The sequence below is a fragment of the Rhizobacter sp. Root1221 genome (genome assembly GCF_001425785.1).
GTDB lineage: Bacteria > Pseudomonadota > Gammaproteobacteria > Burkholderiales > Burkholderiaceae_C > Rhizobacter.
In genome coordinates this window covers 41,120-65,926 of sequence record NZ_LMDI01000011.1, presented here as the reverse complement: position 1 = coordinate 65,926, position 24,807 = coordinate 41,120, and the positions used below count along the sequence as shown (strand labels likewise).

At 68.1% G+C, this 24,807-nt stretch carries 29 protein-coding genes and 1 tRNA gene; 13 read left to right on the top strand and 17 right to left on the bottom strand.

Annotation, left to right across the window (positions count from 1 at the left end):
* Positions 1 to 90: 90 nt before the first annotated feature.
* The 3 genes from mutY to mutM form a co-directional block, all read right to left on the bottom strand.
* A complete protein-coding gene (gene mutY, locus ASC87_RS09475; protein ID WP_056660261.1) occupies positions 91 to 1,182 on the bottom strand; it encodes an A/G-specific adenine glycosylase in 1,092 nt (363 codons plus the stop codon).
* 29 nt (positions 1,183 to 1,211) lie between these two features.
* Entirely contained in the window at positions 1,212 to 3,200 is a 1,989-nt protein-coding gene (locus ASC87_RS09470; protein ID WP_056660029.1) for a dynamin family protein, read from the bottom strand.
* A 116-nt stretch (positions 3,201 to 3,316) separates the two neighbouring features.
* On the bottom strand, positions 3,317 to 4,132 hold the full coding sequence (mutM, locus tag ASC87_RS09465) for a bifunctional DNA-formamidopyrimidine glycosylase/DNA-(apurinic or apyrimidinic site) lyase (protein WP_056660026.1): 816 nt from the start codon (positions 4,130 to 4,132) through the stop codon (positions 3,317 to 3,319).
* 89 nt (positions 4,133 to 4,221) lie between these two features.
* Here mutM and ASC87_RS09460 point away from each other — a divergent pair, with 89 nt between their 5' ends.
* The 11 genes from ASC87_RS09460 (at position 4,222) to ASC87_RS09410 (ending at position 12,450) form a co-directional block, all read left to right on the top strand.
* Entirely contained in the window at positions 4,222 to 6,048 is a 1,827-nt protein-coding gene (locus tag ASC87_RS09460; RefSeq protein WP_056660023.1) for a tetratricopeptide repeat protein, read from the top strand.
* Positions 6,049 to 6,077: 29 nt separating this feature from the next.
* The gene (locus ASC87_RS09455; RefSeq protein ID WP_235582121.1) at positions 6,078 to 6,578 is read left to right on the top strand and encodes an outer membrane lipoprotein LolB; all 501 of its coding nucleotides are present in this window, start codon (positions 6,078 to 6,080) and stop codon (positions 6,576 to 6,578) included.
* Entirely contained in the window at positions 6,575 to 7,471 is an 897-nt protein-coding gene (ispE, locus tag ASC87_RS09450) for a 4-(cytidine 5'-diphospho)-2-C-methyl-D-erythritol kinase (RefSeq protein WP_082568514.1), read from the top strand. Before ASC87_RS09455 ends, ispE begins: the two co-directional genes overlap by 4 nt.
* Positions 7,472 to 7,500: 29 nt before the next feature.
* Positions 7,501 to 7,577, top strand: a tRNA-Gln gene (locus tag ASC87_RS09445).
* 187 nt (positions 7,578 to 7,764) lie between these two features.
* A complete protein-coding gene (locus ASC87_RS09440) occupies positions 7,765 to 8,727 on the top strand; it encodes a ribose-phosphate pyrophosphokinase (protein WP_056660255.1) in 963 nt (320 codons plus the stop codon).
* 98 nt (positions 8,728 to 8,825) lie between these two features.
* On the top strand, positions 8,826 to 9,470 hold the full coding sequence (locus ASC87_RS09435) for a 50S ribosomal protein L25/general stress protein Ctc (protein WP_056660017.1): 645 nt from the start codon (positions 8,826 to 8,828) through the stop codon (positions 9,468 to 9,470).
* 112 nt (positions 9,471 to 9,582) lie between these two features.
* Positions 9,583 to 10,263: a CsgG/HfaB family protein gene (locus ASC87_RS09430; RefSeq protein ID WP_056660014.1), complete on the top strand. Its 681-nt coding sequence runs from the start codon at positions 9,583 to 9,585 to the stop codon at positions 10,261 to 10,263.
* Positions 10,260 to 10,649: a DUF4810 domain-containing protein gene (locus tag ASC87_RS09425; RefSeq protein WP_235582120.1), complete on the top strand. Its 390-nt coding sequence runs from the start codon at positions 10,260 to 10,262 to the stop codon at positions 10,647 to 10,649. Before ASC87_RS09430 ends, ASC87_RS09425 begins: the two co-directional genes overlap by 4 nt.
* Complete coding sequence (locus ASC87_RS09420) at positions 10,646 to 11,320, top strand: DUF799 domain-containing protein (RefSeq protein ID WP_056660011.1); 675 nt, start codon at positions 10,646 to 10,648, stop codon at positions 11,318 to 11,320. The genes ASC87_RS09425 and ASC87_RS09420 overlap by 4 nt, the downstream gene beginning before the upstream one ends.
* Before the next feature lie 81 nt (positions 11,321 to 11,401).
* Complete coding sequence (gene pth / locus ASC87_RS09415) at positions 11,402 to 12,019, top strand: aminoacyl-tRNA hydrolase (RefSeq protein ID WP_056660008.1); 618 nt, start codon at positions 11,402 to 11,404, stop codon at positions 12,017 to 12,019.
* 71 nt (positions 12,020 to 12,090) lie between these two features.
* Positions 12,091 to 12,450, top strand: coding sequence for a hypothetical protein (locus ASC87_RS09410; protein ID WP_157603930.1), 360 nt, complete (start codon positions 12,091 to 12,093; stop codon positions 12,448 to 12,450).
* A gap of 66 nt (positions 12,451 to 12,516) precedes the next feature.
* Here the strand turns inward: ASC87_RS09410 and ASC87_RS09405 are convergent, their stop codons facing one another.
* The 14 genes from ASC87_RS09405 to ASC87_RS09340 all read right to left on the bottom strand — a co-directional run bounded on the left by ASC87_RS09405 (position 12,517) and on the right by ASC87_RS09340 (position 23,191).
* Positions 12,517 to 12,795 carry a YfhL family 4Fe-4S dicluster ferredoxin gene (locus ASC87_RS09405; protein WP_056660002.1) on the bottom strand — a complete coding sequence of 93 codons (279 nt, stop codon included), beginning with the start codon at positions 12,793 to 12,795 and terminating at the stop codon, positions 12,517 to 12,519.
* A gap of 39 nt (positions 12,796 to 12,834) precedes the next feature.
* The gene (coaD, locus tag ASC87_RS09400) at positions 12,835 to 13,341 is read right to left on the bottom strand and encodes a pantetheine-phosphate adenylyltransferase (RefSeq protein WP_082568513.1); all 507 of its coding nucleotides are present in this window, start codon (positions 13,339 to 13,341) and stop codon (positions 12,835 to 12,837) included.
* A complete protein-coding gene (gene rsmD, locus ASC87_RS09395; protein ID WP_056659999.1) occupies positions 13,338 to 13,967 on the bottom strand; it encodes a 16S rRNA (guanine(966)-N(2))-methyltransferase RsmD in 630 nt (209 codons plus the stop codon). The genes coaD and rsmD overlap by 4 nt, the downstream gene beginning before the upstream one ends.
* Entirely contained in the window at positions 13,964 to 14,725 is a 762-nt protein-coding gene (gene hisF, locus ASC87_RS09390; protein WP_056659996.1) for an imidazole glycerol phosphate synthase subunit HisF, read from the bottom strand. Before hisF ends, rsmD begins: the two co-directional genes overlap by 4 nt.
* A 59-nt stretch (positions 14,726 to 14,784) precedes the next feature.
* Positions 14,785 to 15,528 (bottom strand): 1-(5-phosphoribosyl)-5-[(5-phosphoribosylamino)methylideneamino]imidazole-4-carboxamide isomerase, encoded by a 744-nt coding sequence (gene hisA / locus ASC87_RS09385; protein WP_056659993.1) that lies wholly within the window; start codon positions 15,526 to 15,528, stop codon positions 14,785 to 14,787.
* 48 nt (positions 15,529 to 15,576) lie between these two features.
* A complete protein-coding gene (gene hisH, locus ASC87_RS09380; protein ID WP_082568512.1) occupies positions 15,577 to 16,224 on the bottom strand; it encodes an imidazole glycerol phosphate synthase subunit HisH in 648 nt (215 codons plus the stop codon).
* Entirely contained in the window at positions 16,221 to 16,817 is a 597-nt protein-coding gene (hisB, locus tag ASC87_RS09375; RefSeq protein ID WP_056659990.1) for an imidazoleglycerol-phosphate dehydratase HisB, read from the bottom strand. The genes hisH and hisB overlap by 4 nt, the downstream gene beginning before the upstream one ends.
* Complete coding sequence (gene hisC / locus ASC87_RS09370; protein ID WP_056659987.1) at positions 16,814 to 17,893, bottom strand: histidinol-phosphate transaminase; 1,080 nt, start codon at positions 17,891 to 17,893, stop codon at positions 16,814 to 16,816. The genes hisB and hisC overlap by 4 nt, the downstream gene beginning before the upstream one ends.
* Positions 17,890 to 19,212: a histidinol dehydrogenase gene (gene hisD / locus ASC87_RS09365; protein WP_056659984.1), complete on the bottom strand. Its 1,323-nt coding sequence runs from the start codon at positions 19,210 to 19,212 to the stop codon at positions 17,890 to 17,892. Before hisD ends, hisC begins: the two co-directional genes overlap by 4 nt.
* A 4-nt stretch (positions 19,213 to 19,216) precedes the next feature.
* Positions 19,217 to 19,852 carry an ATP phosphoribosyltransferase gene (gene hisG, locus ASC87_RS09360; RefSeq protein WP_056660243.1) on the bottom strand — a complete coding sequence of 212 codons (636 nt, stop codon included), beginning with the start codon at positions 19,850 to 19,852 and terminating at the stop codon, positions 19,217 to 19,219.
* A 2-nt stretch (positions 19,853 to 19,854) separates the two neighbouring features.
* Positions 19,855 to 21,114, bottom strand: a complete 1,260-nt coding sequence (gene murA / locus ASC87_RS09355; protein ID WP_056659981.1) for a UDP-N-acetylglucosamine 1-carboxyvinyltransferase — start codon at positions 21,112 to 21,114, stop codon at positions 19,855 to 19,857.
* An 86-nt stretch (positions 21,115 to 21,200) separates the two neighbouring features.
* Positions 21,201 to 21,470 (bottom strand): BolA family protein, encoded by a 270-nt coding sequence (locus ASC87_RS09350; protein WP_056659978.1) that lies wholly within the window; start codon positions 21,468 to 21,470, stop codon positions 21,201 to 21,203.
* Between the two features lie 33 nt (positions 21,471 to 21,503).
* A complete protein-coding gene (locus ASC87_RS09345; protein ID WP_056659975.1) occupies positions 21,504 to 22,277 on the bottom strand; it encodes an ABC transporter permease in 774 nt (257 codons plus the stop codon).
* Positions 22,274 to 23,191, bottom strand: a complete 918-nt coding sequence (locus ASC87_RS09340) for an ABC transporter ATP-binding protein (protein ID WP_056659972.1) — start codon at positions 23,189 to 23,191, stop codon at positions 22,274 to 22,276. The genes ASC87_RS09345 and ASC87_RS09340 overlap by 4 nt, the downstream gene beginning before the upstream one ends.
* Before the next feature lie 108 nt (positions 23,192 to 23,299).
* Here ASC87_RS09340 and ASC87_RS09335 point away from each other — a divergent pair, with 108 nt between their 5' ends.
* Together ASC87_RS09335 and ASC87_RS09330 are read left to right on the top strand one after the other, a co-directional pair.
* The gene (locus ASC87_RS09335) at positions 23,300 to 23,974 is read left to right on the top strand and encodes a TetR/AcrR family transcriptional regulator (protein WP_056659969.1); all 675 of its coding nucleotides are present in this window, start codon (positions 23,300 to 23,302) and stop codon (positions 23,972 to 23,974) included.
* A gap of 15 nt (positions 23,975 to 23,989) precedes the next feature.
* The gene (locus ASC87_RS09330; RefSeq protein WP_056659966.1) at positions 23,990 to 24,766 is read left to right on the top strand and encodes a hypothetical protein; all 777 of its coding nucleotides are present in this window, start codon (positions 23,990 to 23,992) and stop codon (positions 24,764 to 24,766) included.
* The last annotated feature ends 41 nt before the right edge of the window (positions 24,767 to 24,807 follow it).

Sequence of the window (24,807 nt, the reverse complement as noted above, 5' to 3'; positions counted from 1 at the left end):
GCCTGGCGGGCCGAGTCCGATGGGCAATCCATTCCCGAAGCGTGCCAAATGTCACACTTTCCGCCTTCCCCTCTGAGGAGGGGAGGAGTCTCAGGCCCCCGCCCTTCCGGGGGAGCGCAACACCAGCTTGCGCAACGCCGACGGGACACCCATGGCCAGCGCCTGGTCGAGCGTGACCCAGCGGCCCGGGGGCAAGTGGGCCGTGACGGCGGCGACGGTGTCGGGAGGGCAGCGCGCCGGCAGCGTCCACACCACAGGGTGCAGGGTCCAGTCGAGGTGCGTCAACACGTGCTTGAACGACGCGAGCGCGGCGCCCCCGCCCGGCCACGCCGCGGCTGCGGCGTTCAGCGCGTCCAGCGAGTCGTACTCGGGGAAGCTCCACAATCCCGCCCAGATGCCCGTGTCGGGCCGCTGCACGAGCCACAGCTGGTCGTCCCACACGAGCCACAGCCAGGCGTTGTCACGCTGGCTGCGCTTGAGCTTGCGGGTCTTGACGGGGTAGCGCTCCGGCGAACCTTCGCGCCGGCCCTGGCAATCGGGCTGCACGGGACACAGCAGGCACTGGGGCGACCGCGTGGTGCACAGCGTGGCACCCAGGTCCATGATGCCCTGGGTATACGACTCGATGCCGACCCCGTCGGCCGGCAGCATCTCGGTGGCGGTGACCCACAGCGCGCGCTCGTTGGCGGCCACGGCGAGGTCGGCGTTGTACGCGAGGAAGCGGGTCAGCACCCGCTTGACGTTGCCGTCGAGGATGGCCACCCGCTCGCCGAAACAGAAGGCGGCGATGGCCGCCGCGGTAGAGCGGCCGATGCCAGGCAAGGTCTGCAGCAGCTCGCTGCTGCGCGGAAATTCACCGCCAAACAAGGCCACCACCGCTTTCGCGCACGCATGCATGTTGCGCGCGCGGCTGTAGTAGCCGAGACCGCTCCACAAGGCGAGCACGTCGTCCTGTTCGGCGGCCGCCAGCGCCCGCACGTCGGGGAACCGCTGCAGGAAGCGCGCGTAGTAGCCCAACACGGTGGCGACCTGCGTCTGCTGCAGCATGATCTCGGACAACCAGACGCGGTACGGGTCGGTGGTCTGCTGCCACGGCAGCGTGTGGCGCCCGTGGGTGCGCTGCCACGCGATCAGTGGCGTGGCGAACCTGGCGGCGGGAACAGGGGTGCTTGACTCGGACAACGACAACGACAGCGACAAAAGAGCGGCGATCAGGCCTGGATGGCGATGCGCGTCTCGGTGTCCTGCAGTTGGCCATGGCCCGATTCGCCGAAGGTGGCGGGGTCGAGCTGGGCGTGCTGCTTGAGCTTGGTGACGAGGTCGGCACAGCGCCCCACCTGCAGTTGCAGCTGGGCGTCTTGTGCTTCGAGTTCGCTCAGGCGGTGCTCGAGTTCACCGGACGCGGCCTGGATGCGTTCGAGCGCTTCACGGCGGCGGCGGAAACCGCGGCGGCGTTCGCGCAACTGCGAATCCACCTGCGACGAAGCCATCTTGTTCCACAGCTCGAGTTCGCCGCTGGCGTTTTCGAACACCACCCGCAGCTTGGACATCAGCATGCGGCGGAACTGTTCCATGAACTTGGTCTGCGACAGGCGCAGTGCCTGCGTGAGCCCCAGGTACTGGACGTAGTTGCGCTGGATGAGCGCGAGTTCCTGGACGAAGCGGCCCAGGTCGGGCATCGGGTTGACCGACAGCGAAAACCCGAATTCGGCGTTGAGCTTCCCGAACGAGGCGGTCAGCATGGCGTGGATCTCGACGCCGCGTGTCTGCGTGGCTTCGAGCAACTCGCGCAGGCGGCTGCACAGGCCCATGAAGGCCTTCTTGGCCCCGAGGTTCAGCAGCGACGCGTGCATGGCCGTCTGCATCTCGGTGACTTCCTCGCGCAGGCGGTCGCTGGTGAGGTCGACCAGCGCGTTTTTCAGCATGCGGCTGTGCACCATGCGCATGGCTTGCAGGCGCGCGGTGCATTGTTCGAATTCGCGGGTTTCGGCGTCGACCCGCTCGATCATCAGGCGGGTTTTTGCCCCGCTCTTGCCACGCAGGCCACGCAGTTCGAGCAGCTGTTCGGCCAACTGGCGGCGGCGGTCGCCGAGGCGGCGGCTCACCAGCGATTCGGTGCGCATGACGGCATCGACCACGGTGGCCTGCAACACGTCGCGGCGCTGCGGCAGCAGTTGGGCGCCCAGTGCGGCTTCCAGGTCGAGCACGCGGCTTTCCGCCAGGGCGCCGGCTTCGCCGTCGACGCGGGCGGCCAGCGCCTGGCGGGCCGACAGGGGGAAAACGCGGTCGGGTGCCACGCCCAGCGTGCGGGCGGTGTTGTTGCGCTGCGTCTCGATCTGGGCGTGCACCTGTGCCGGCGTGGCCAGCGGGTCGCGGAGCGCGTCGATCTTGTTGAGCACCACGAAACTCGTGGTGGTGGGCGAACCGAGGTGGTCACGCCAGATGGTGAGGTCGGACTTCGTGACCCCGGTGTCGGCACCGAGGATGAACACCATGGCATGCGCGGACGGCAGCAGGCTCAGCGTCAGCTCGGGTTCGGCGCCGATGGCGTTCAGGCCCGGGGTGTCGAGCACAACCAGCCCGCGCTTGAGCAGCGCGTGCGGGTAGTTGATCATCGCGTGGCGCCACGCGGGCACCTCGACGCGGCCCTGGTCGTCGACCGGGGGGTTGTCTTCCGTGTTGTCGTCGTGCCAGAAGCCGAGCGCGCGGGCGTCGTCCTGGGTGACCCACTGCGTGCGCATCACTTCCTGCAACGACTCGGACAGCTTTTCGGGCTGGCTCACGTCGAGCGGGAGGTGCGTCCAGGCGCGGGGCTGCTGCCGCAGGTCCGACAGCGGGAGGCCTTCCAGGCGGGTGCCGATGGGCAGCAGCGCGAGGGCGGGTTCCTCTTCGGCGTCGTAGCCGAGTTCCACCGGGCACATGGTGGTGCGCCCCGGCGTGGCCGGCAGCACACGGCGGCCGGTGTCGGCGAAGAAGATGGCGTTGATCAGCTCGGACTTGCCGCGCGAGAACTCGGCGACGAAGGCGACGATGAGCTTTTCGTTGACCAGGCCACGGCGGAGCGTGTCGAGTGCTTCGGCGGCGGCGGGGTCGGCGAGGTCGTGTTCCGCGAGAAAGTGACCGAAATCGTCGAGGCGACGCCCCAGGCCGGCTCGCCAGAGGCCAAGAGCATCAAGACTGCTTGCGAAGGAAGAAGCCATGGAGTTGAACGGGGCCCGACAGATTTGCGCGTCGGTCATGGTATCGCAAGGGGGTGCCCGCCGGCTCCAAGGAAACACTTCGTCACCCAAGTTCATCCCAACTTGTGTGGATTTGCTCAACGGCGCTGGCAAACGTGGCAATAGAACGTCGACCGGGCACCCTGCACGAGGCGGCGGATGGGCGTGGCGCAAATGCGACACGGCTCGCCTTCGCGGCCGTAGACCCGCGCCTGGTTCTGGAATTCGCCGGCCATGCCGTGGGTGTCCCGGAAATCGCGCAGCGTGGTGCCACCCAGCGCCAGCGCCCGCGCGAGGATGGTGCGCACCGCCTCCGCCAGGCGCTCGGCACGCGGCCGGCTGACCTTGTTGGCCGGTATGCGGGGATCGATGCCCGCGGCAAACAAGGCCTCGCACGCGTAGATGTTGCCCGCGCCCACGACGATGTCGCCCGCCAGCAGCGCGAGCTTGACCGCGATGCGCCGGCGTTGCAGCGCCGCATGCAGGTAGGTGCCCGTGAAGGCGGGGTCGAAGGGTTCCAGGCCCAGGCCGGACAGCAGCTTGAGCGCCGGATCGGCGTCGAGCGCGCTCGACCACACCACGGCGCCAAAACGCCTCGGGTCGGTCAGGCGAAGGGTGCCGAGCGTGGTGCGCAGGTCGAAGTGGTCGTGTGCGGCGGGCTCGGGCACGTCTTCCCGAAACGCGAGGGAACCCGACATGCCCAAGTGCATCAATAAACCACCACCGGTCAACGGCAGCCACAAGTATTTGCCGCGGCGGGTGGTGTCGCCCACCGTGCGGTCGAGCAGGCTGCCGGGGTCGCAGCCCAGCGGCCAGCGCAACGGCTTGCCCAACCGCACGCCGGTGACCACCGCACCGGCGATGCGGGGCGCCAGGCTCTGGCGGGTGGTCTCGACTTCGGGCAGTTCCGGCATGGCCGGATTATCGCGAGCGCCGCCGCCGGGCGGCGTCACTGCGGATTTGTGGGCGGTGGCTAGAATCGTTCACGCTTACAGGAGCATCCATGCGGGCCCATTCCCATCTTTCTCGTGCAGCGCTCGCGGTGGCCTGTGCACTGGCGCTCGCCCCGGCGGTCGGGGCGCCCGCGCCCGACCCCAAGGCAGTCAGCAAGGCAGACAGCGCGCCCGCGGTCGTCAACAACTCGCCGTTGAACGCCCGGATGTTCGCGCAGCTGCTCGTCGCCGAATTCGAAGCCCGCAACGGCAACAAGCCCGTGGCCTACCAACTGATGCTGGAAGCGGCCAACGCCTCGCTCGATGAAGCGCTGTTCAACCGCGCCGTCGAGATCGCATCCGAAACGGGTGACGGCAATGCCGCGCTGTCGGCGGTGAAGGCCTGGCGCAACGCCGTGCCCACGTCAGTGCTGGCCTCCCGCACCGAGGTGCGCCTGCTGTTGATGCTCGATCGTTTCCCGGAAGCCGCCAACGCCACGCGCACGATGCTCGACCTGACCCCGGTCACCGATCGCGCCGCCACGTTCTCGTCGCTTCCCCGCCTCTTCGCGCGCAACCGCGACCGCAAGAAAAACGCCGAGATGCTCGAACCCGTGCTCAAGCCCTGGATCGCGCAGTCGGACACGCGGGTGGCCGCCAGCATTTCGCTCGCCCGCAGCCAGGCCGCCGCAGGCAACATCGACCGCGCGCTCGACCTGACCCGCACCGCCCACGCGCACGAGCCCGACGCCCAACTGCCCGCGCTGCTGGCGCTCGAGTTGCTGACCAGCACGCCCGACGCCGACGCCATCGTCATCGACCACCTGAAAGCCAAGCCCGACGCCTCGGCCATGCGGGTGCTGTACGCCCGGGTGCTGAGCTCGATGCAGCGCTACGCCGATGCCGCCGTCCAGCTCGATGCCGTGACCCGCCAGAACCCGCAGCTTCCGGCCCCCTGGCTCACGCTGGCCGCGTTGCAGCTCGAACTGAAGAAACCGGCCGAGGCCACCGCCACGGTCAACAAGTACCTGGCGGGCGTGCGCAACGGCACCATCACCGCGCCGGAGTCCGCCGCCAGCGCAGCCGCGGCAGACGACGAGGACGGGGACGACGACGCGGACGACACCAACCAGGGCAACGCACAGGCGTATTTCCTGCTGGCCCGTGCGGCCGAGCAGCAGCGCGACTTCCGCGGCGCCGAGGCCTGGCTGGCCAAGGTCACCGAACCGCAACGCGCGCTCGACGTGGCCGCGCGCCGGGCCGAGCTGCTGGCCAAGCAGGGCAAGTTGAAGCAGGCAGTGGAGACCGTGCGCAAGGCGCCCGAGAACACGCCCGACGCCCCCCGCACGAAACTCGTGCTGGAGGCCCAGTTGTACAGCGACGCCAAGCAGTGGTCCGCCGCCGAGGCCGTGTTCGCCGATGCCACCCGCAAGTTCCCGAAGGACGCCGAGCTGCTGTACCAGCAGGCCATGATGGCCGAGAAGCTCAACCGCCTGGAGGACATGGAACGCATGCTACGCCGTGTCATCGAGATCCGCCCCGACCACCACCATGCCTACAACGCCCTCGGTTATTCGCTCGCCGAACGCAACCTGCGGCTGCCCGAGGCGCGTGAACTGATCGTCAAGGCGCTCGAACTGTCCCCGGGGGAACCGTTCATCACCGACAGCCTCGGCTGGGTGGAGTACCGCCTCGGCAACTCGCAGGAAGCCCTGCGCCTGCTGAAGGAGGCGTACCGCCTGCGCCCGGACGTCGAGATCGGCGTCCACCTGGGTGAACTGCTGTGGGTCACCGGCGACCGCGACGAGGCCCGCCGCATCCTGCGCGAAGTGCAACTGCGCGACGCCACCAATGACGTACTGCGCGACACGCTCGCCCGCCTGAAGGTCACGCTGTGAGCCGTCGGCGATTGCTCCTGGCGGGGGCCGTGGCTGCCGCGCTGGCGGCCTGCACCACCGTCACGCCGCCGGGCCCGGCTGGCGACACATTGTCCGGGCGCCTGGCGGTCAAGGTGGATGCCGACGGCGCCCAGCCCGCGCGTTCGGTGAGCGCCGGGTTCGAGCTCACCGGCAGCAGCACCGCCGGCCGGCTGAACCTCACGTCACCGCTGGGCACCGTGGTGGCACGGGCCGACTGGTCGCCGTCCGACGTGCGCCTCGTCACGTCGGACGGCGAGACCCGCTACGGCGACCTCGACACCCTCACCCGTGAAATGCTGGGCGAAAGCCTGCCCGTGGCCGCCCTCTTCGACTGGCTGCGCGGCCGCCCGTGGCCAGGCGCGCCGAGCGAACCCACCGCCCCGCCGGTCGAGGCCGGCTTCGACCAGCTGGGCTGGTCCGTGCGGCTGGGCCGCCTGAGCGATGGCTGGGTGACCGCACAACGCGCCCGCTTGCCGAAGGTGACCGTGCGGGCCCAGGTGGAACCATGAGCCTGGCCGCCCTGACCGGCGTGGCCGCCCCGGCCAAGCTGAACCTGTTCCTGCACATCGTGGGCCGCCGCCCCGACGGCTATCACCTGCTGCAGTCCGTGTTCGTGCTGATCGACTGGAGCGACACGCTGCACTTCGAGCGCCGGGCCGACGGCCGCCTCGCCCGCCACGACCTCACCGCCACGCTGCCGGCGGATGATTTGTGCCTGCGTGCCGCCCGTGCGCTGCAGGCGGCGTCCGGCACCTCGTTCGGGGCCGACATCGCCATCGACAAGCAGGTGCCGTGGGGCGCCGGCATGGGTGGCGGCAGCTCCGACGCGGCCAGCACGTTGCTCGCGCTGAACCGCCTGTGGGGACTGGGCTGGACCCGGTCCCGCCTGATGGCGTTGGGGTTGTCGCTGGGCGCCGATGTGCCGTTTTTCATCGGCGGACAGAATGCATTCGTGGAAGGCATCGGCGAGAAAATGACGCCGCTCGCGCTGCCCCGCCAGTGGTTGGCGGTGGTGAAACCCGCGGCCGGCATCGAAACCCGTGCAATTTTTGCGAGTCCCCTCTTGGCGCGCGACCACGAAGCTGATAAAGTAGCGGGCTTCCTTGCTGATGAAGGCATTCAACAGCTTCTGAACGGGTACGGCAGCAATGTGATGCAGCCCCCCGCCGAGGCAGAATGCCCCGACGTGACGAAAGTCGCCCGGGTGCTGGCGGAACGGTTCGGCAACAGCCGCATGACCGGTTCCGGCAGCGCAGTGTTCGCAAGGGCAGGCACAGGCGACCAACCCGCGGCGTCGCTGCCTTCGGATTTGCCCGAAGGCTGGGTTGGAAGAATGTGCCGCAGTCTGGCGCAACATCCCTTGCGGGATTGGCAGGATGAGGCAAAGGACGAACAGGTTTAAGGTGGTCTGCGCAAGCAGGTCACCGGTGTAGGGGAGTCGCCAAGTTGGTTAAGGCATCGGATTTTGATTCCGACATGCGAAGGTTCGAATCCTTCTTCCCCTGCCATCACTTTAAAAAGAGCTTCAGCAAGCGGCCCTGACGGGCCGGGCCCTCGGGTCCCGTGGGTCCCTTTCTCCCGCGGGTCTTGCTCTGGTTTCTTGAGTTCCCGTGCCGGCCCCGGCACACCGCAGCTGAAATGAAAGGGCGCGCTGTGCCCGTGAATGCGCCCACAAACAGCCTCGACGGAGGGAATGTGCTTTTCAACACCGTTCTGTTCACCGGCAATGCCAACCCCGCCCTCGCGCAGGAAATGGCATCGCACCTCGGCATCGAACTCGGGAAGGCCTCCGTGGGCCGCTTCTCCGATGGCGAAGTCGCCATCGAGATCCAGCAGAACGTTCGCGCCCGCGACATCTTCGTGGTGCAGCCCACCTGCGCGCCCACGAACGAGAACCTGATGGAACTCTGCATCATGGTCGACGCGCTGAAACGGGCCTCCGCCCGCCGCGTCACGGCCGTGATCCCCTACTTCGGCTATGCCCGCCAGGACCGCCGCCCGCGTTCCACCCGCGTGCCCATCAGCGCGAAGGTCGTGGCCAACATGCTGGAAGCCGTCGGTGTCGAGCGCCTGCTCACGATGGACCTGCACGCCGACCAGATCCAGGGCTTCTTCAACATCCCGGTCGACAACATCTACGCATCGCCGGTGTTGCTGTCCGACGTGCAGAGCAAGCGTTACCCCGACCTCGTGGTCGTGTCTCCCGACGTGGGTGGCGTGGTGCGTGCCCGCGCGCTGGCCAAGCAGCTCGGCTGCGACCTGGCCATCATCGACAAGCGCCGCCCGAAGGCCAACGTGTCCGAAGTGATGCACGTCATCGGCGACATCGAGAACCGCAACTGCGTGATCATGGATGACATGATCGACACCGCGGGCACCCTCGTGAAGGCCGCCGAGGTGCTGAAGGAACGCGGCGCGAAGAGCGTGTACGCCTACTGCACCCACGCCGTGTTCTCCGGCCCGGCCATCGAACGCATCAAGGGCTCGCAGCTCGACGAAGTGGTGATCACCAACACCATTCCGCTGAGCCAGGACGGCAAGGCGTGCGCGAAAGTGCGCCAGCTGTCGGTGGCCTTCCTGTTCGCCGAAACCATCCGTCGCATCTCCGACGGCGAGTCGGTGACTTCCCTGTTCGCGGAGCAGAACAACAACTTCTGATCCGCAGCGGCAACGTCGACAGGCGCTGCCTCCTCAGCGGGCCGCAAGGCCCACCTTGACGCCTGGTCGCGGGCGTCTTTCCATTTTTGGAGCAAACCATGAAATTTGTTGCTTTCGAGCGCAAGCTGCAGGGGACCGGAGCGAGCCGCCGCCTGCGCATTGCCGCCAAGGTGCCTGGCATCGTCTACGGTGGCGCCGCCACCCCGTCGCTGATCGAACTCGATCACAACGCGCTGTTCCACGCCCTGAAGAAGGAAGCGTTCCACTCGTCGATCCTCGACATGGAACTGAACGGCAAGTCCGAGCAAGTGCTGCTCCGTGACTACCAGCTGCACCCCTTCCGCCAGATCGTGCTGCACATCGACTTCCAGCGCGTCGACGCCACCACGACGATCACGAAGAAGGTGCCCCTGCACTTCGTGAACGAAGAAAACTCGCCGGCCGTCAAGACCGACAAGTGCCTCGTGAACCACGTCGTCACCGAAGTCCGCATCACCTGCCTGGCGCAAGCCCTGCCGGAGTTCCTGACGGTCGACCTGGAAAACCTGGCCAAGGGCCAGGCCCTGCACGTCAGCGACCTGAAGCTGCCCGCCGGCATCAAGGTCGTGACCCAAGGCAAGCCGAACCCGGTGATCGTGTCCACCTCGGTGCCGGTCGAAGAAGCCGAGATCGCCCCGGTCGTGACGGCTCCGGCCGCTCCGGCTGCCAAGGGCAAGAAGAACGAAAAGCAAAACAAGAAATAAGAAGAGCCTTCGGGCATCTGACAAGCCCCGCTTCGGCGGGGCTTTTTTACGCCCAGGGCAGTCACGTTCCGTGCCACGCTCCGGCGATTCGCACATCCTTTGGGGAGATCTCATGATTCGAAACCACCTTCAGGCCGTGTTCGCAGCCACCTGCCTCCTGGCCATCGCCGGCTGCGCCACCGAAAGCTCGCGCACCGTGGCCGTGGAAAAAGTCCAGGGCGCAGCGGCTCCCTACGCCGGCGCCCGGGTGCCGGTGTCCGTAGGCAAGTTCGACAACCGCTCCAGCTTCATGCGTGGTGTCTTCTCCGACGGCGTCGACCGCCTCGGCGGCCAGGCAAAGACGACGTTGATCGCCCACCTCCAGCAATCACAGCGGTTCTCGGTGCTCGACCGCGACAACCTGGCCGAGACGGGCCAGGAAGCCAAGCTGCAAGGCACGGCCCAGACGCTGCGCGGCGCCGCCTTCGTCGTCACCGGCGACATCTCCGAGTTCGGGCGCAAGGAAGTCGGCGACCAGCAGTTGTTCGGCCTCCTCGGGCGCGGCAAGTCGCAGGTCGCCTACGCCAAGATCACGCTCAACATCGTCAACAGCCTGACCTCCGAGGTCGTGTTCTCGGCGCGGGGCGCTGGCGAGTCCGAGCTGTCGAACCGGGAAGTCCTCGGGTTCGGCGGCACGGCCAGCTACGACGCCACGCTCAACGGGAAGGTGCTGGACCTGGCCATGCGCGAAGCGGTCAACACGCTGGTGGCCGCCAAGGACGCCGGCCAATGGGGCCAGGAGCCGCGCCGGTGAATCCGGGCACGATGTTCGTCCGCCTGCTGTTGCTTGGCGGTATCGCGGCGGGCGCCGGCTGCGCCCAGCCCGTGGCCCCGCTCTATGGCTGGGACACCTTTCCCCGGCAACAGTACGACACGCTGCTGAGCCCCGGTGCTGCACCCATCGCCCAGATCGGCCCGATGGAGGCGCATGCGGAACGCGCACGCGCGAAGGGCGTCGCGCTGCCGCCGGGCTTCCGCGCACACCTGGGCCTGCTGAAACTTTCCGCAGGCGACGCTGATGCGGCGCGCCAGCTCTGGTTGGCCGAAAAGGCGGCCTTCCCCGAGGCGACCGCCTACATGGACATGCTGCTCAAGCGGCTCGACCCCGCCTCGTCCGCCAGGAAGGACACCCCCACATGACCTGCCGCCGACTCCTGCTGGTGTGTTTTGCCAGCGCCCTGGCATTCCTCACCGGCTGCGCGACCGCCCCTCAGGGGTACGACTACACCGCGTTCATCAAGGCCCGGCCCGCCTCCTTGCTGGTGCTGCCGCCCCTGAACGACTCGCCATCGGTGACCGCAACGGCCGGCATGTGGTCCCACGCCACGCTGCCGCTGGCCGAGGCCGGCTACTACGTGCTGCCGGTCACCCTGGTCGACGAGACGTTGCGCCAGAACGGCGTGACCACCGCCCATGACGCCCACGCCATCCCGGGACCCAAGCTGCGCGAGGTCTTTGGCGCCGATGCCGCGGTCTACCTGACGGTGAAGAAGTACGGCACCACCTACGCGCTGTTGTCCAGCGAAACGCGCGTGACGGTGGAAGGGCGCATCGTCGACCTGCGCTCCGGCGACGTGCTGTGGCAAGGACAGGCCACCGCCAGTTCCGAAGAGCAGCAACAACAGTCGCAGGGCGGCCTGGTCGGGATGCTGGTGACCGCCGTGGTCAAGCAGATCGTGGGCACCGCCACCGATGCGGCATACAAGTACGCGGGCGTCGCCGGCCAGCGCATGCTCGGCGCGCCGCGCTTCAACGGCGTGCTGGCCGGCCCCAGGTCACCGCAGTACGGCGCCCCGCCCCCTCAGCGGTGAACACCGTCTCCCCTCGCCGGTCGCACCATTCACGCACCGGTCGACGGGGAGGTTGACTGCGCCTGAACGGATAATGTCCCCATGATTCGACTGCTGGTAGGCCTCGGCAACCCCGGGGCGGAATACGAAGGCACCAACCACAACGCCGGGTTCTGGTGGGTGGACGCCGTCGCGCGGGAACTCAAGGCCAACCTGGTGCCCGAACGCAGCTATTTCGGCCTCGTCGCCCGGGTCAACCGCCAAGAGGGCCCGCTGTGGCTGCTCGAGCCGCAGACCTACATGAACCTGTCCGGCAAGTCCGTTGCCGCCCTCGCCCGCTTCTTCAAGATCGCGCCCAACGAGGTGCTGGTGGCCCACGACGAACTCGACCTGCTGCCCGGCCAGGCCAAGATCAAGTTCGGCGGCGGCCACGCGGGCCACAACGGCCTGCGCGACATCCACGCCCAGCTCGGCACCCCCGACTATTGGCGCCTCCGCCTCGGCATCGGCCACCCCGGCGTGAAGGCCGAGGTGGTGGACTACGTGTTGCGCAAGCCCAAGCCCGACGCGCGTGACGCCATCCACGACACCATCCAGCGCACGCTGCACGCCCTTGACCTGCTGCTCGCGGCCGACATGGAACGCGCCATGATGAAGATCAACGCCAAACCGCCCCGCCCGAAACCCCCGCGGCCGGAGCCGGCCAAACCGGACGCCTGATGGCACCGCGCGCCGTCCGCCGGTGGGCCGGGTGGGCGTGCGCGTTGGTGCTGCCGTGGGTTGACCACGCGGTGGCACAACCGGTTTACCGCTGCGGGCCCGACGGCAGCACCTACACCCAGGCACCGTGCCCCGACGGCACGGGCCACGAGGTCGATGTCGCGGATCCGCGCAACGCTGCGCAGTGGTCCGAAGCGGCCGACGTGGCCCAGCGCGCGGCGGAGGCCGGGCAGCGGATGGAACGGGAGCGGTTGCACAACGAGGCGGCGCGGGCGCAGGTGGGGGCCGCACGGCTGGACGCCCGAAGCCCGGCCAAGCTCACCCCGCTCGCCCAGGGGGAAACACGCCGCAAGGTACGCCGTGCCGTGGTGCCCAAGGCAGCTTGTGCGAAGGCGCGTGGGAATGCAGCACGGGATTGCCGGCCGCGATGATCGTGCCGGCCCGGGTGACGGCGCAGGCCCGGTTGATGGCGCAGGCCCGGGGATGGCGCAGGCCCCTCAGGACCCGCTGCCCGCCCCCGGTTCCGCCGGCAGCCCCTGCAGCCGCCGGTACTTGGCCCACAGCGATTCCTGCGACTCGATGTGGTCGGGGTGGATGGGAATGCAACTCACCGGGCACACCTGCACGCACTGGGGCTCATCGAAATGGCCCACACACTCGGTGCATTTGGACGGGTTGATCTCGTAGATGGCCTCGCCCATCGAAATGGCCTGGTTGGGGCACTCGGGCTCGCACACATCGCAGTTGATGCACTCGTCGGTGATCGTCAATGCCATCGGGGGTCACGCTCCACAGTCAGCCTGGTCAACAGCCTCTCAGGCCTTCTTGTCCACCTTCACGCGCTGGTGAAGGCGGCTCAGCACGGAGGGTGACACAAACTTGGAAACATCACCGCCGAGGTTGGCAATTTCGCGCACGAACGTGCCGGAGACGAACTGGTACTGGTCGCTCGGGGTCAGGAACACCGTTTCCACGTTGGGCATCAGGTGGCGGTTCATGCCGGCCATCTGGAACTCGTACTCGAAGTCGCTGACGGCGCGCAGGCCACGCACCACCACCTTGCCGCCATGTTCGAGCACGAAATCGCTCAGCAGGCCGTCGAACGCGATCACCTCCACGTTCGGGTGCTTGACCGCCAATTCCTGGGCGATTTCCAGCCGCTCGGCCAGCGTGAACATGGTGCGCTTGTGGTGGCCAGCGGCCACCGCGAGGATCAGGCGCTCGAACAGGCGGCCGGCACGGCGCATCAGGTCCTCATGCCCCAGGGTCATCGGGTCGAAGGTGCCGGGGTAGACGGCGGTGAGGCGGGTCACGGAAGTCAAGCGGGCTCCTTCGGGGCGGCGGACGATTCGGGCGCAGTGTAGCCGGGCTCCGCGCGTTGAAACAGATGGAAATGAACCGCCCCGGCGCGTCCGTGGCGGTAGCGCGTGAGGTGTTCGCCGGGGAAGTCGGCGGCCTGGAATTCGCGGTCGGCCTCGAGGTAGACCAGCCCGCCGGGCACCACCAGCCGGCACGCCGCCTTCACCGCGGGCGCGAACAGGTCGGCACCGAACGGGGGGTCGAGGAAGACCAGCTCGAACGTCTCGGGGGCCTGGCGTGCCATCCACGCCGACGCGTCACCCGCGACGATGCGCACCGACGGGCCGGCCTTCAGCCGCGCATGTACGTCGTGCAGGTTGCGCAGCAGCCGGCTTTCGCGTTCGATGAGGGTCACCTCCGACGCCCCGCGCGAAGCGGCCTCGAAACCGAGCCCGCCCGCGCCGGCAAAGGCGTCGAGGCAACGCCAGCCGTCCAGGTCGTTGCCGAGCCAGTTGAAGACGGTTTCACGCACGCGGTCGGGCGTGGGGCGCAGGCCGGGCACGTCGGCCACCGGCAGTTTGCTGCGTTTCCACTGGCCGCCGATGATGCGCAGCTCGCGGGGAAGCCCCGCGCGCGCAGGCGCCGTCATGGGCGCACCGGGATGCCGCGGCTTGCCATCAACGCCTTGGCTTCGCCAACGGTGTGTTCGCCGTAGTGGAAGATGCTGGCGGCCAGCACCGCGTCGGCGTGGCCCTGCTGGATGCCCTCCACCAGGTGCTCCAGCGTGCCCACGCCACCCGAGGCGATGACCGGCACGCTCACCGCATCGCTCACGGCACGGGTGAGCGGCAGGTTGAAGCCGATCTTCGTGCCGTCGCGGTCCATGCTGGTGAGCAGGATCTCGCCGGCGCCGTACTCGGCCATCTGGCGGGCCCACTGCACCGCGTCGAGGCCGGTGTTCTTGCGGCCGCCATGGGTGTAGACGTCCCAGCCGGAGCCATCGGCCCGGCCCTTGGCGTCGATGGCCACCACGATGCACTGGGCTCCGTACTTGGCGGACGCGTCGCGGATCACCTGCGGGTTGGCCACGGCGGCCGAGTTGAAGCTGACCTTGTCGGCCCCGGCGTTGAGCAGCCGGCGCACATCTTCCACCGTGCGCACGCCCCCCCCCACCGTCAGCGGAATGAACACCTGCGAGGCCACGGCCTCGATGATGGGCAGGATCAGGTCGCGGCCGTCGCTGGTGGCCGTGATGTCGAGGAACGTCAGTTCGTCGGCACCCTGGTCGTTGTAGCGGGCCGCGATCTCGACCGGGTCACCCGCGTCGCGGAGTTCGACGAAGTTGACGCCTTTGACGACACGACCACCGGTCACGTCGAGGCAGGGGATGATGCGTTTGGCAAGCATGGCGGTGGGTTCTGACGCGGCCGCCAGAACGAACCACGCGGGAGCAGGTGGAGCGCCGGTCAGGCGCCGTTGAGTTCGTCGGCGCGGCGCTGGGCCAGTTCGAAATCGAGGTCGCCGCTGTAGATGGCACGGCCGCAGATCACGCCTTCGACGCCTTCGTTCTCGACGGCACACAGCTTGTCGATGTCGGCGAGGTTGGACAGGCCGCCCGAGGCGATGACCGGGATGGTGAGTGCTTGCGCCAGTTTCACGGTGGCGTCGACGTTGATGCCCGACAGCATGCCGTCGCGGCCGATGTCGGTGTAGATCACGCCTTCGACGCCATAGTCTTCGAACTTCTTGGCGAGGTCGATGACTTCGTGGCCGGTGAGCTTGCTCCAGCCGTCGGTGGCGACCTTGCCGTCCTTGGCGTCGAGGCCCACGATGATGTGGCCGCCGAACGCGCTGCAGGCATCGCGCAGGAACCCGGGGTTCTTGACCGCCGCGGTGCCGATGATGATGTAGCTCAGGCCGTCGTCGAGGTAGCGCTCGATGGTGTCGAGGTCGCGGATGCCGCCCCCGAGTTGCACCGGGATCTCTTCGCCCACCTCGGCGAGGATGGCCTTGATGGCCGCCTCGTTGACCGGCTTGCCGGCGAAGGCACCGTTCAAGTCGACGAGGTGCAATCGGCGTGCGCCCGCATCGACCCAGCGCCTGGCCATCTTGGCCGGGTCTTCGCCGAAGGTCGTGGAAGCGTTCATGTCACCTTGCTTGAGGCGCACACAGTGGCCGTCTTTGAGGTCAATCGCGGGGATCAGCAGCATGGCCGAGGTCAGGGGTGGTGAGGGGGGAAGGGCGCCTTCACGAGGCGGTCAGGGGTTCCAGTGGAGGAAGTTCCGGTAAAGGGCAAGCCCGTGTTCGGCACTTTTCTCGGGATGGAACTGGGTCGCGAAAATATTATCGCGGGCCAGCGCGCAGGTAAAGCGGATGCCGTACTCCGTTTCCCCCGCACTGTGCACCGCATTGGCCGGCTTCGCATGGAAGCTGTGCACGAAATAAAAATAGGAGCCGTCGGGCACACCGGCCCAGACCGGGTGCGGACGAGGCTGGAACACGCGATTCCATCCCATCTGCGGCACCTTGAAGCGGCTGCCGTCGGGTTGGAGCTGGCCTTCGAGCTGGAAACGCACCACGTCGCCGGGGAACAGGTCGAGACCGTCGGTGGGGCCCTCGTCGCTTCGGGACAACAACATCTGCATGCCCACGCACACGCCCATCAGCGGTTTGTTGGCGGCGGCGTGCAGGACGGCGTCCTTGAGGCCGGAGTCGCGCAGCTCGCGCATGCAGTCGGGCATGGCGCCCTGCCCTGGCAGCACGATGCGCTCGGCGGCGTACACCTCGTCGGGGTTGGACGTCACCACCACGTCGAAACCGGTGCCGTCGGCCACGTGCTTGACCGCCTGCGACACGGAACGCAGGTTGCCCATGCCGTAGTCGACGACGGCGACGGTGCGGCTCACAACGACCCCTTCGTGGACGGGATGGTGTTGCCCATGCGCGGGTCGACCTCCAGCGCCATGCGGACGGCGCGGGCGAAGGCCTTGAACACCGTCTCGCACTGGTGGTGGGCGTTGTCGCCGTGCAGGTTGTCGATATGCAGCGTCACGAGGGCGTGGTTCGCGAACCCCTGGAAGAATTCGAACGCGAGCTGCGTGTCGAATGCACCGACCATGCCACTCTTGAACGGCACGCGCATGTGCAGGCCCGGGCGGCCCGAGAAATCGATGACCACGCGCGACAGCGCTTCGTCGAGCGGCACGTAGGCGTGGCCGTAGCGGCGCAGGCCCCGCTTGTCGCCCACGGCCTTGGCCACGGCCTGGCCGAGCGTGATGCCCACGTCTTCCACCGTGTGGTGGCCGTCGATGTGCAGGTCGCCCTTGCAGTCGATGTCGAGGTCGATCAGCCCGTGGCGGGCGATCTGGTCGAGCATGTGGTCGAAGAACCCGATGCCGGTGGAGAGTTTCGACGTGCCGGTGCCGTCGAGGTTGATCCGGACGCGGATCTGCGTCTCGGCCGTGTTGCGGGTGACGTCGGCAATGCGTTCGGCTGTCATTTCAAACTCGCTTCGAGGGCTTCGATCATCAGGGTGTTCTCGTCCGGCGTGCCCACGGTGAGGCGCAGGCAGTTCACCAGCAGCGGGTGCAGCCCGGAGACGTTTTTCACGAGCACTTTACGGGCCTTCAGCGCGGCGAACAGCGCAGCCGCATCGGGCACGCGCGTGAGCACCATGTTGGCCTCGCTCGGGTACGGGCGCAAGCCCGGCAGGCGTTGCAGCGCGGCGATCAGGCGTGTGCGCTCGCTGCGCAGCACGGCGGCCTGCCGCGCGAACTCGTCGGCGTGTTCGAGGGCAAACAGCGCCGCCTCGGCGTTGAGCACGCTCACGTTGTAGGGCGGGCGCACCTTGTCGATCTCGGCAATCAGCGCCTTCGGGCCCACCATGTAGCCGATGCGCACGCCGGCCAGGCCGAACTTGCTCAACGTGCGCATCACGAGCACGTGCGGATGCCGCGTGGCACGCTGCAGCCAGTCGCGCGACGCGAACGGCTGGTACGCCTCGTCGATCACCACCAGGCCCGGGGCGGCGGCCACGATGCGTTCCATGGCCCCGTCGTCGAACAGGTTCGCGGTGGGGTTGTTCGGGTAAGCCAGGTAGACGATGGCCGGCTGGTGTTCGGCGATGGCCGCCAGCATCGCGGCTTCGTCCAACTCGAAATCGGCGGTGAGCGGCACGCCCACGAACGTGAGCCCCTGCAGACGGGCCGACACGTCGTACATCACGAACGCCGGCACCGGCGCCAGCACCTTGGCGCCGGGCACGTCGCAGGCCATGCTCAGCATGGTGATGAGTTCGTCGGAGCCGTTGCCGAGCATCAGGTCGAAACCGTCGGGCAGGTTCACGTAGCGGGCGAGCGCGGCGCGCAGGTCGTCGATGCGGCCCGCCGGGTAGCGGTTCATCGCCACCTCGCCCAGGCGGCGGCCGAGTTCGGCACGCAGCGGCTCGGGCAGCCGGAACGGGTTTTCCATGGCGTCGAGCTTGACCATGCCGGCACTCGGCTGCACGGCGTAGCCGTGCATCGACTGCACGTCCTGGCGGATGAAACGGGCCTTGCGGGTGTCGAGCTCGCTCATGCCTTGGGCTCCTTCAGGCGCAGTTCGGCGGCACGGGCGTGGGCCTGCAGGCCTTCGCTGTAGGCCAGTTCGGCGGCGATGGTGCCGAGCTTCTGGGCGCCCGCCTCGCTCACCTCGATCAAGCTGCTGCGCTTCTGGAAGTCGTACACCCCGAGCGGCGACGAGAAGCGTGCGGTGCCCGCCGTGGGCAGCACGTGGTTCGGGCCGGCGCAGTAGTCGCCGAGGCTTTCGCTGGTGAACGCGCCGAGGAAGATGGCCCCGGCGTGGCGCAGCAGCGGCTCCCAGCGGTGCGGGTCGTCGGAGCTGACTTCCAGGTGTTCAGGGGCGATGCGGTTGCTGATCTCGCAGGCTTCTTCCATGCTGCGCGTGTGGATCAGCGCACCGCGGCCTTCGAGCGACGCCCGGATGACGTCGCGGCGCGGCATGTCCGGCAGCAGCCGCTCGATGGCCTCGGCCACCCTCGCGATGTAGGCGGCATCGGGGCACAGCAGGATGCTCTGCGCCATCTCGTCGTGTTCGGCCTGGCTGAAGAGGTCCATGGCCACCCAGTCGGGTGGCGTGGTGCCGTCGGCCAGCACGAGGATTTCGCTCGGGCCGGCGATCATGTCGATGCCCACCTTGCCGAAGACGCGGCGCTTGGCACTGGCCACGTAGGCGTTGCCCGGGCCGGTGATCTTGTCCACCGACGGCACGGTGGCCGTGCCGTAGGCGAGCGCGCCCACGGCCTGTGCGCCACCGATGGTGAACGCGCGGTCCACGCCGGCCACCGCCGCGGCTGCCAACACCATCGCGTTGCGCTCCCCGCCGGGGGTGGGCACCACCATGATGATCTCACCCACGCCGGCCACCTTGGCCGGCAGCGCGTTCATCAGCACGCTGGACGGGTACTGCGCCTTGCCACCGGGCACGTAGATGCCCACGCGGTCGAGCGGCGTGACCTTCTGGCCGAGCAGCGTGCCATCGGCATCGCGGTAGGACCAGGAGCGGCCACTCACCTCGAGCTGGCGCTCGTGGTAGTCGCGCACCCGTTCGGCGGCGGCTTCCAGCGCGTGGCGGCGCACCGCCGGCAGGCTCGCGAGCGCCGCCTGCAGTTCGCCACGGGGAATCTCGAACTCGGTGGCCGACTGGGCCGTGAGGCCGTCGAACCGGTTCGTGTACTCGAGCACCGCCGCATCACCGCGCGTGCGCACGTCGGCGAGGATGTCGGTCACCCGCTGCTCGATCGCATGGTCCGTTTCCTCGGACCAATGCAGCACACGCTGGAATTGGGCTTCGAAGTCGGCGGCGTGCGTGGCGAGCTGGCGGATCTGGACGGTCATGGTGTCACTGGATGGCTGACGCAAAGGCGTCGATGATGGCGCGAAGGGGTTCGCGCTTCGTTTTCAACGCGGCCTGGTTCACCACCAGGCGCGAAGAGATCTGCATGATTTCCTCGACTTCGACGAGGTGGTTGGCCCGCAGCGTGCTGCCGGTGGACACCAGGTCGACGATGGCGTCGGCCAGGCCCGTCAGCGGCGCGAGTTCCATCGAACCGTAGAGCTTGATCAGGTCGACGTGCACGCCCTTGTTCGCGAAGTGTTCGCGCGCGCAGTTCGTGTACTTCGTGGCCACCGCGATGCGCGAACCCTGCTTGACGGCCGCGGCGTAGTCGAAGTCGTCGCGCACGGCCACGCTCAGGCGGCACTTGGCGATCTGCAGGTCGAGCGGCTGGTACAGGCCCTGGCCACCGTGTTCGAGCAGGATGTCCTTGCCGGCCACGCCGATGTCGGCGCCACCGTACTGCACGTAGGTGGGCACGTCGGTGGCACGCACGAGCACCACGCGCACGTCGGGGTGGGTGGTGGGAAGGATCAGCTTGCGCGATTTTTCAGGGTCTTCGGTGACCTCGATGCCGGCGGCCTTCAGCAGCGGCAGGGTCTCGTCGAAGATGCGTCCCTTGGACAGGGCGAGGGTGATCATCGTCATTTGGTCCGTTCGATGTCGGCACCGATGCCGCGCAGCTTGGCTTCCATGCGGTCGTAGCCGCGGTCCAGGTGGTAGATGCGGTCCACCACGGTTTCGCCCTCGGCCACGAGGCCCGCGATCACGAGGCTGGCCGACGCCCGCAGGTCGGTGGCCATCACGGTGGCACCCGACAGCTTCGGCACGCCGCGGAGGGTGGCGGTGTGGCCGTGGATGTCGATCTGGGCGCCCAGGCGCACCAGCTCGTTGACGTGCATGAACCGGTTCTCGAAGATGGTCTCCGACACGACCGACGGGCCCTCGGCGATGCAGTTGAGCGCCATGAACTGGGCCTGCATGTCGGTGGGAAACGCCGGGTACTCGCTGGTGGTGAAGCTCACCGCACGCGGGCGCTGGCTGTTCTTCACGCGCAGGCCGCCGTCCACCGATTCCACCGACACACCCGCTTCGCGCAGCTTGTCGATCACGGCACCCAGGTGTTCGGCCCGGGCGTACTTCAGGAAGGCGTCGCCACCGGTGGCCGCCACCGCGCAGAGGAACGTGCCGGCCTCGATGCGGTCGGGCACGATGCGGTGCGTGGTGCCGTGCAGGCGCTCCACGCCCTGGATGCGGATCTGGCGCGTGCCGTGGCCTTCGATCCTGGCGCCCATCGAGATCAGCATCTCGGCGAGGTCGGGGATCTCGGGTTCCTGGGCGGCGTTTTCGAGCACCGTTTCGCCGTCGGCGAGCGTGGCGGCCATCAGCAGGTTCTCGGTGCCGGTGACCGTCACCATGTCGGTGGTGATGCGCGCGCCCTTCAGGCGCCTGGCCTTGGCGACGATGTAGCCGTGTTCCACCAGGATCTCGGCGCCCATGGCCTGCAGGCCCTTGATGTGCTGGTCGACCGGGCGCGAGCCGATGGCGCAGCCGCCGGGCAGCGACACCCGCGCCTGGCCGAAGCGGGCCAGCAGCGGGCCCAGCACCAGGATGGACGCGCGCATGGTCTTGACCAGCTCGTACGGGGCTTCCGCCGCGGTGATGGGCTCGGCGGTGAGCGACACCACGTCGGGCGACGATTCATCGCGCCGGGCCGTGACGCCCATGTTGCGCAGCAGCTTCAGCGTGGTGCCCACGTCCTGGAGCTGGGGCACGTTCTGGAGCGTGACCGTGTCGGCGGTGAGGAGCGCGGCGCACAGTTCCGGCAGCGCCGCGTTCTTGGCACCGGAGATGACGACTTCGCCAGCCAATGAGCGGCCGCCGCGGATGAGGAGTTTGTCCATGGGGGTTCGGGGACCCAGGGAATCACACGACCATCAAGCCCGCGAAGGTGCAGGCCTGCCGGCCGCAGTGAATCCTGCGGCCGCTTTTAATGGTGGTGGGTGGAGGCCGACGGGGCGGACGAGGCCCATTCGGCAGGGGTGAGCGTCTTCATGGACAGGGCGTGGATTTGCTCACGCATTCTATCGCCCAGCGCCTTGTACACGCGCTGGTGGCGCGCCACGCGATTCGCGCCGTCGAACTCCGCGGACACGATGGTGGCGAAAAAATGGCGGCCATCGCCCTCCACCTGCAGGTGCTCGCAGTTCAGCCCTTGCGCAATGTAGCGCTCGACTTCGGCGGGGGTGGGATCGGCCATGGCCGCATTATCGCCCATGCGGGAAAGCCCGCATCAGTGGCGGATCTTGTAACCGATGCGCAGCAGGTGCAGGCACAGCGCGCACACCACGACGAGGCTGCCGCCGGCCACTGCGAGGCTGGTCCACGGGGAGACGTCGCTCGCGCCGAAAAACCCGCGGCGAAAGCCGTCGATCATGTAGAAGAACGGGTTCAGGTGGCTCGCGCCGTACCAGAAGCCCGGCAGCGACTTCACCGAGTAGAAGACGCCCGACAGGAACGTCATCGGCATGATGATGAAATTCTGGAACGCGGCGATCTGGTCGAACTTCTCGGCCCACAGGCCGGCCAGCAGACCGAGCGCGCCCATCATGGCCGCCCCCACCACCGCGAACACCACCGCCCACGCCGGCTCGGCCAGCGACAGCGGCGCGAACCAGATGGTGACCAGCATCACGCCCGCGCCCACCACCACACCACGCACCACCGACGCGCCCACGTAGGCGACGAACCACGCCCAGTGCGACAGCGGCGACACCAGCAGGAACACGAGGTTGCCGCTGATCTTGCTCTGGATGAGCGAGCTGCTGCTGTTCGCGAACGCGTTCTGCAAGACGCTCATCATCACGAGGCCGGGGATCAGGAAGCTCGTGTAGCCCACGTTGTCGTAGACCTTCACGTGGTTCTCGAGCACGTGGCCGAAGATCAGCAGGTACAGCACCGCGGTGAGCACCGGTGCGGCCACGGTCTGGAAGCTCACCTTCCAGAACCGGAGCATCTCCTTGTAGAGCAGCGTGCGGGTGCCCGACAGCAGGCCGTGGTCGCTCATCGCGCGGCTCCCGGTTCGGACTGCATGATCTCGAGGAACACATCCTCCAGGTCGGCCCGGCCGATCTCGAGGTCTTCCGGCTGGAGCCCGGCGCTGCGCAACGCGGCGAGCACCTGCTCCACGCCGGCGGCGTCGTGGGCCTTCAGCTGCACGATGCGGCCCGTGACCCGCGCCTGGGCGGCCAGGGCTGGCGGCAAGGGGGCATCGAGCTTGAAGCGCAGCATGGTGCTGGCCGTGCCCGCGAGCAGCGCGGACGTGCGGTCGAGCGCCACGATGCGCCCCTGCTTGAGCATCGCGATGCGGCCGCACAGCGCCTCGGCTTCCTCGAGGTAGTGGGTGGTCAGCAGCACCGTGTGGCCTTCCTTGTTCAACCGGGCGACGAACTGCCACAGCGTCTGGCGCAACTCCACGTCGACGCCGGCGGTGGGCTCGTCGAGCACGATGACCGGCGGGCGGTGCACCAGCGCCTGCGCCACCAGCACGCGGCGCTTCATGCCCCCCGAGAGCTGGCGCATGTTCGCGTGGGCCTTGTCGGCCAGGCCCAGGCCGGCGAGCAGCTCGTCGATCCAGGCGCCGTTGTTGCGCACGCCGAAGTAGCCGCTCTGGATGACCAGCGTCTCGCGCACGCTGAAGAACGGGTCGAACACCAGTTCCTGCGGCACGATGCCGAGGCTGCGGCGCGCGGCGGCGTAGTCGGTGACGACGTCATGCCCCTGCACCAGCACCCGCCCCCCCGAGGCAGCCGACAACCCTGCGAGGATACTGATCAGCGAGGTCTTGCCGGCGCCGTTGGGGCCGAGCAGGCCGAAGAACTCGCCCGGTTCGATGTCGAAGGAGACCCCGTCGAGGGCACGCACGTGGCGGCCGGCGGCGCTGTAGGTCTTGCTGACGTTCTGGAACGAGATGGCTGGCATGGAGGGCGCGATTGTAGGCAGTCGCCGCGAATCCTGCTGGCGCAAGGACCATGGGCTCCTGGGGCTAACGCGAAGACGCCCCCGACACCCACGCTGCTAGATTGGGCCATGCCCTCTCCGATGAAGAAGCCCCGCCGCACCGCCGAGCGCATCCTCGAGGCCGCGCTCGGGTTGTTCAACCGCTTTGGCGAACCCAACGTCTCCACCACCGCCATCTCGGCCGAGCTGAACATCAGCCCGGGCAACCTGTACTACCACTACCCGGCCAAGGACACGCTGATCAACGCGCTGTTCGACCGCTATGCCGAATCGCTCGAAGCGCTGCTCGACGCCGCCGGGGGCGCGCAGAACGTGGAGGACGCCTGGCTGTTCTTCCACATGCTGTTCGAGTTGCTGTGGCAGTACCGCTTCCTCTACCGCGACCTGAACGACCTGCTGTCGAAGAACCGCCACCTGGAGACCCGCTTCCAGGCCCTGCTCGAGCACAAGGCCCGTGCCGTGCGCGAATTGCTCGAAGGCCTGGGCCGCGGGGGCACGTTGCGGGCCGGGCCGAGCGACCTGGAGCCGGTGGCCACGTCGATGGTGGTGGTGCTCACATACTGGCTCAGCTACGAGTACGTGCGCGACCCGCGCCACGCCCTGGAGCCCGAAACCGCCGGAGCCGCCCTGCTGCGCGGGGCCTTCCACGTGCTCAGCCTGGTCATGCCCTATCTCCAGGATGCCGAACGGGATCATCTGTTCGCGCTCGCGGGCCGTTACCATGCCGCTTCGCCGACAACCTGAGCGAAGGAGATCGACATGGCCCGTTGGATCCCATTCCCGTACGAAGCCACCCCGTACCGCTACGACAAGGTGTCGCTTCGCCAGTCCTGGGGCCGCCTGCACGCCGGTGACGCCGAACCCTGCCCGGACGACGACGACGTGCTGGCCGCCTGGGCGTTGTTCCACGCGGGCGACTTCGAAGGGGCGGTCGACGCCGGGCTGCGCACCGCCTCCACCGCCGGGGTCAACGTCGCGAACAAGGCGCAGGCCATGCAGGCGAACTACCTCGAACGCAGCGAGAGCCGGCGCTTCGCGCTGTTCCTCGACGTGGTGGCGCGCGCCGAAACCCTCACCGAGGAATCGCCCGGCAACCCGAACGCCCACTACCTGATGGCATACGCCCTCGGCCGCTACAGCCAGGGCATCAGCGTCGCGAAGGCGCTGCAGCAAGGTCTCGGCACCCGCATCCGCACCGCGTTGGAGACGGCCATCCGCCTGCAGCCGAACCATGCCGACGCCCACACCGCGCTCGGGGCCTTCCATGCCGAGGTGATCGACACCATGGGCGCGCTGCTCGGCCGCACCCAGGGGGCGAGCAAGGACGAAGGAATATCGATGTTCCGCACCGGCCTGCGCCTGAACCCGATGTCCGCCATCGCGCGGCTCGAGTACGCGAACGGCCTCGTGATGCTCGAAGGCGAGACCCGCGTGAAGGAGGCCGAGAAGCTCTACAACGAGGCGGCGGAATGCGTGCCGCTCGATGCGGCGGAGCGGCTGCACGTCGAGGTGGCGCGGGCAGAATTGGCACTCTGACGGACGCTACGTAGTTTCCGGCATGCGGCCGGCGAATGGCT

Coding starts and splice junctions, on each gene's coding strand:
- ASC87_RS09470 (WP_056660029.1), bottom strand. CDS start 3,200: ATGGCTTCTTCCTTCGCAAGCAGTCTTGATGCTCTTGGCCTCTGGCGA.
- mutM (WP_056660026.1), bottom strand. CDS start 4,132: ATGCCGGAACTGCCCGAAGTCGAGACCACCCGCCAGAGCCTGGCGCCC.
- ASC87_RS09460 (WP_056660023.1), top strand. CDS start 4,222: ATGCGGGCCCATTCCCATCTTTCTCGTGCAGCGCTCGCGGTGGCCTGT.
- ispE (WP_082568514.1), top strand. CDS start 6,575: ATGAGCCTGGCCGCCCTGACCGGCGTGGCCGCCCCGGCCAAGCTGAAC.
- ASC87_RS09435 (WP_056660017.1), top strand. CDS start 8,826: ATGAAATTTGTTGCTTTCGAGCGCAAGCTGCAGGGGACCGGAGCGAGC.
- ASC87_RS09430 (WP_056660014.1), top strand. CDS start 9,583: ATGATTCGAAACCACCTTCAGGCCGTGTTCGCAGCCACCTGCCTCCTG.
- ASC87_RS09420 (WP_056660011.1), top strand. CDS start 10,646: ATGACCTGCCGCCGACTCCTGCTGGTGTGTTTTGCCAGCGCCCTGGCA.
- pth (WP_056660008.1), top strand. CDS start 11,402: ATGATTCGACTGCTGGTAGGCCTCGGCAACCCCGGGGCGGAATACGAA.
- ASC87_RS09405 (WP_056660002.1), bottom strand. CDS start 12,795: ATGGCATTGACGATCACCGACGAGTGCATCAACTGCGATGTGTGCGAG.
- rsmD (WP_056659999.1), bottom strand. CDS start 13,967: ATGACGGCGCCTGCGCGCGCGGGGCTTCCCCGCGAGCTGCGCATCATC.
- hisF (WP_056659996.1), bottom strand. CDS start 14,725: ATGCTTGCCAAACGCATCATCCCCTGCCTCGACGTGACCGGTGGTCGT.
- hisA (WP_056659993.1), bottom strand. CDS start 15,528: ATGCTGCTGATCCCCGCGATTGACCTCAAAGACGGCCACTGTGTGCGC.
- hisB (WP_056659990.1), bottom strand. CDS start 16,817: ATGACAGCCGAACGCATTGCCGACGTCACCCGCAACACGGCCGAGACG.
- hisC (WP_056659987.1), bottom strand. CDS start 17,893: ATGAGCGAGCTCGACACCCGCAAGGCCCGTTTCATCCGCCAGGACGTG.
- hisD (WP_056659984.1), bottom strand. CDS start 19,212: ATGACCGTCCAGATCCGCCAGCTCGCCACGCACGCCGCCGACTTCGAA.
- hisG (WP_056660243.1), bottom strand. CDS start 19,852: ATGATCACCCTCGCCCTGTCCAAGGGACGCATCTTCGACGAGACCCTG.
- murA (WP_056659981.1), bottom strand. CDS start 21,114: ATGGACAAACTCCTCATCCGCGGCGGCCGCTCATTGGCTGGCGAAGTC.
- ASC87_RS09350 (WP_056659978.1), bottom strand. CDS start 21,470: ATGGCCGATCCCACCCCCGCCGAAGTCGAGCGCTACATTGCGCAAGGG.
- ASC87_RS09345 (WP_056659975.1), bottom strand. CDS start 22,277: ATGAGCGACCACGGCCTGCTGTCGGGCACCCGCACGCTGCTCTACAAG.
- ASC87_RS09340 (WP_056659972.1), bottom strand. CDS start 23,191: ATGCCAGCCATCTCGTTCCAGAACGTCAGCAAGACCTACAGCGCCGCC.
- ASC87_RS09335 (WP_056659969.1), top strand. CDS start 23,300: ATGCCCTCTCCGATGAAGAAGCCCCGCCGCACCGCCGAGCGCATCCTC.
- ASC87_RS09330 (WP_056659966.1), top strand. CDS start 23,990: ATGGCCCGTTGGATCCCATTCCCGTACGAAGCCACCCCGTACCGCTAC.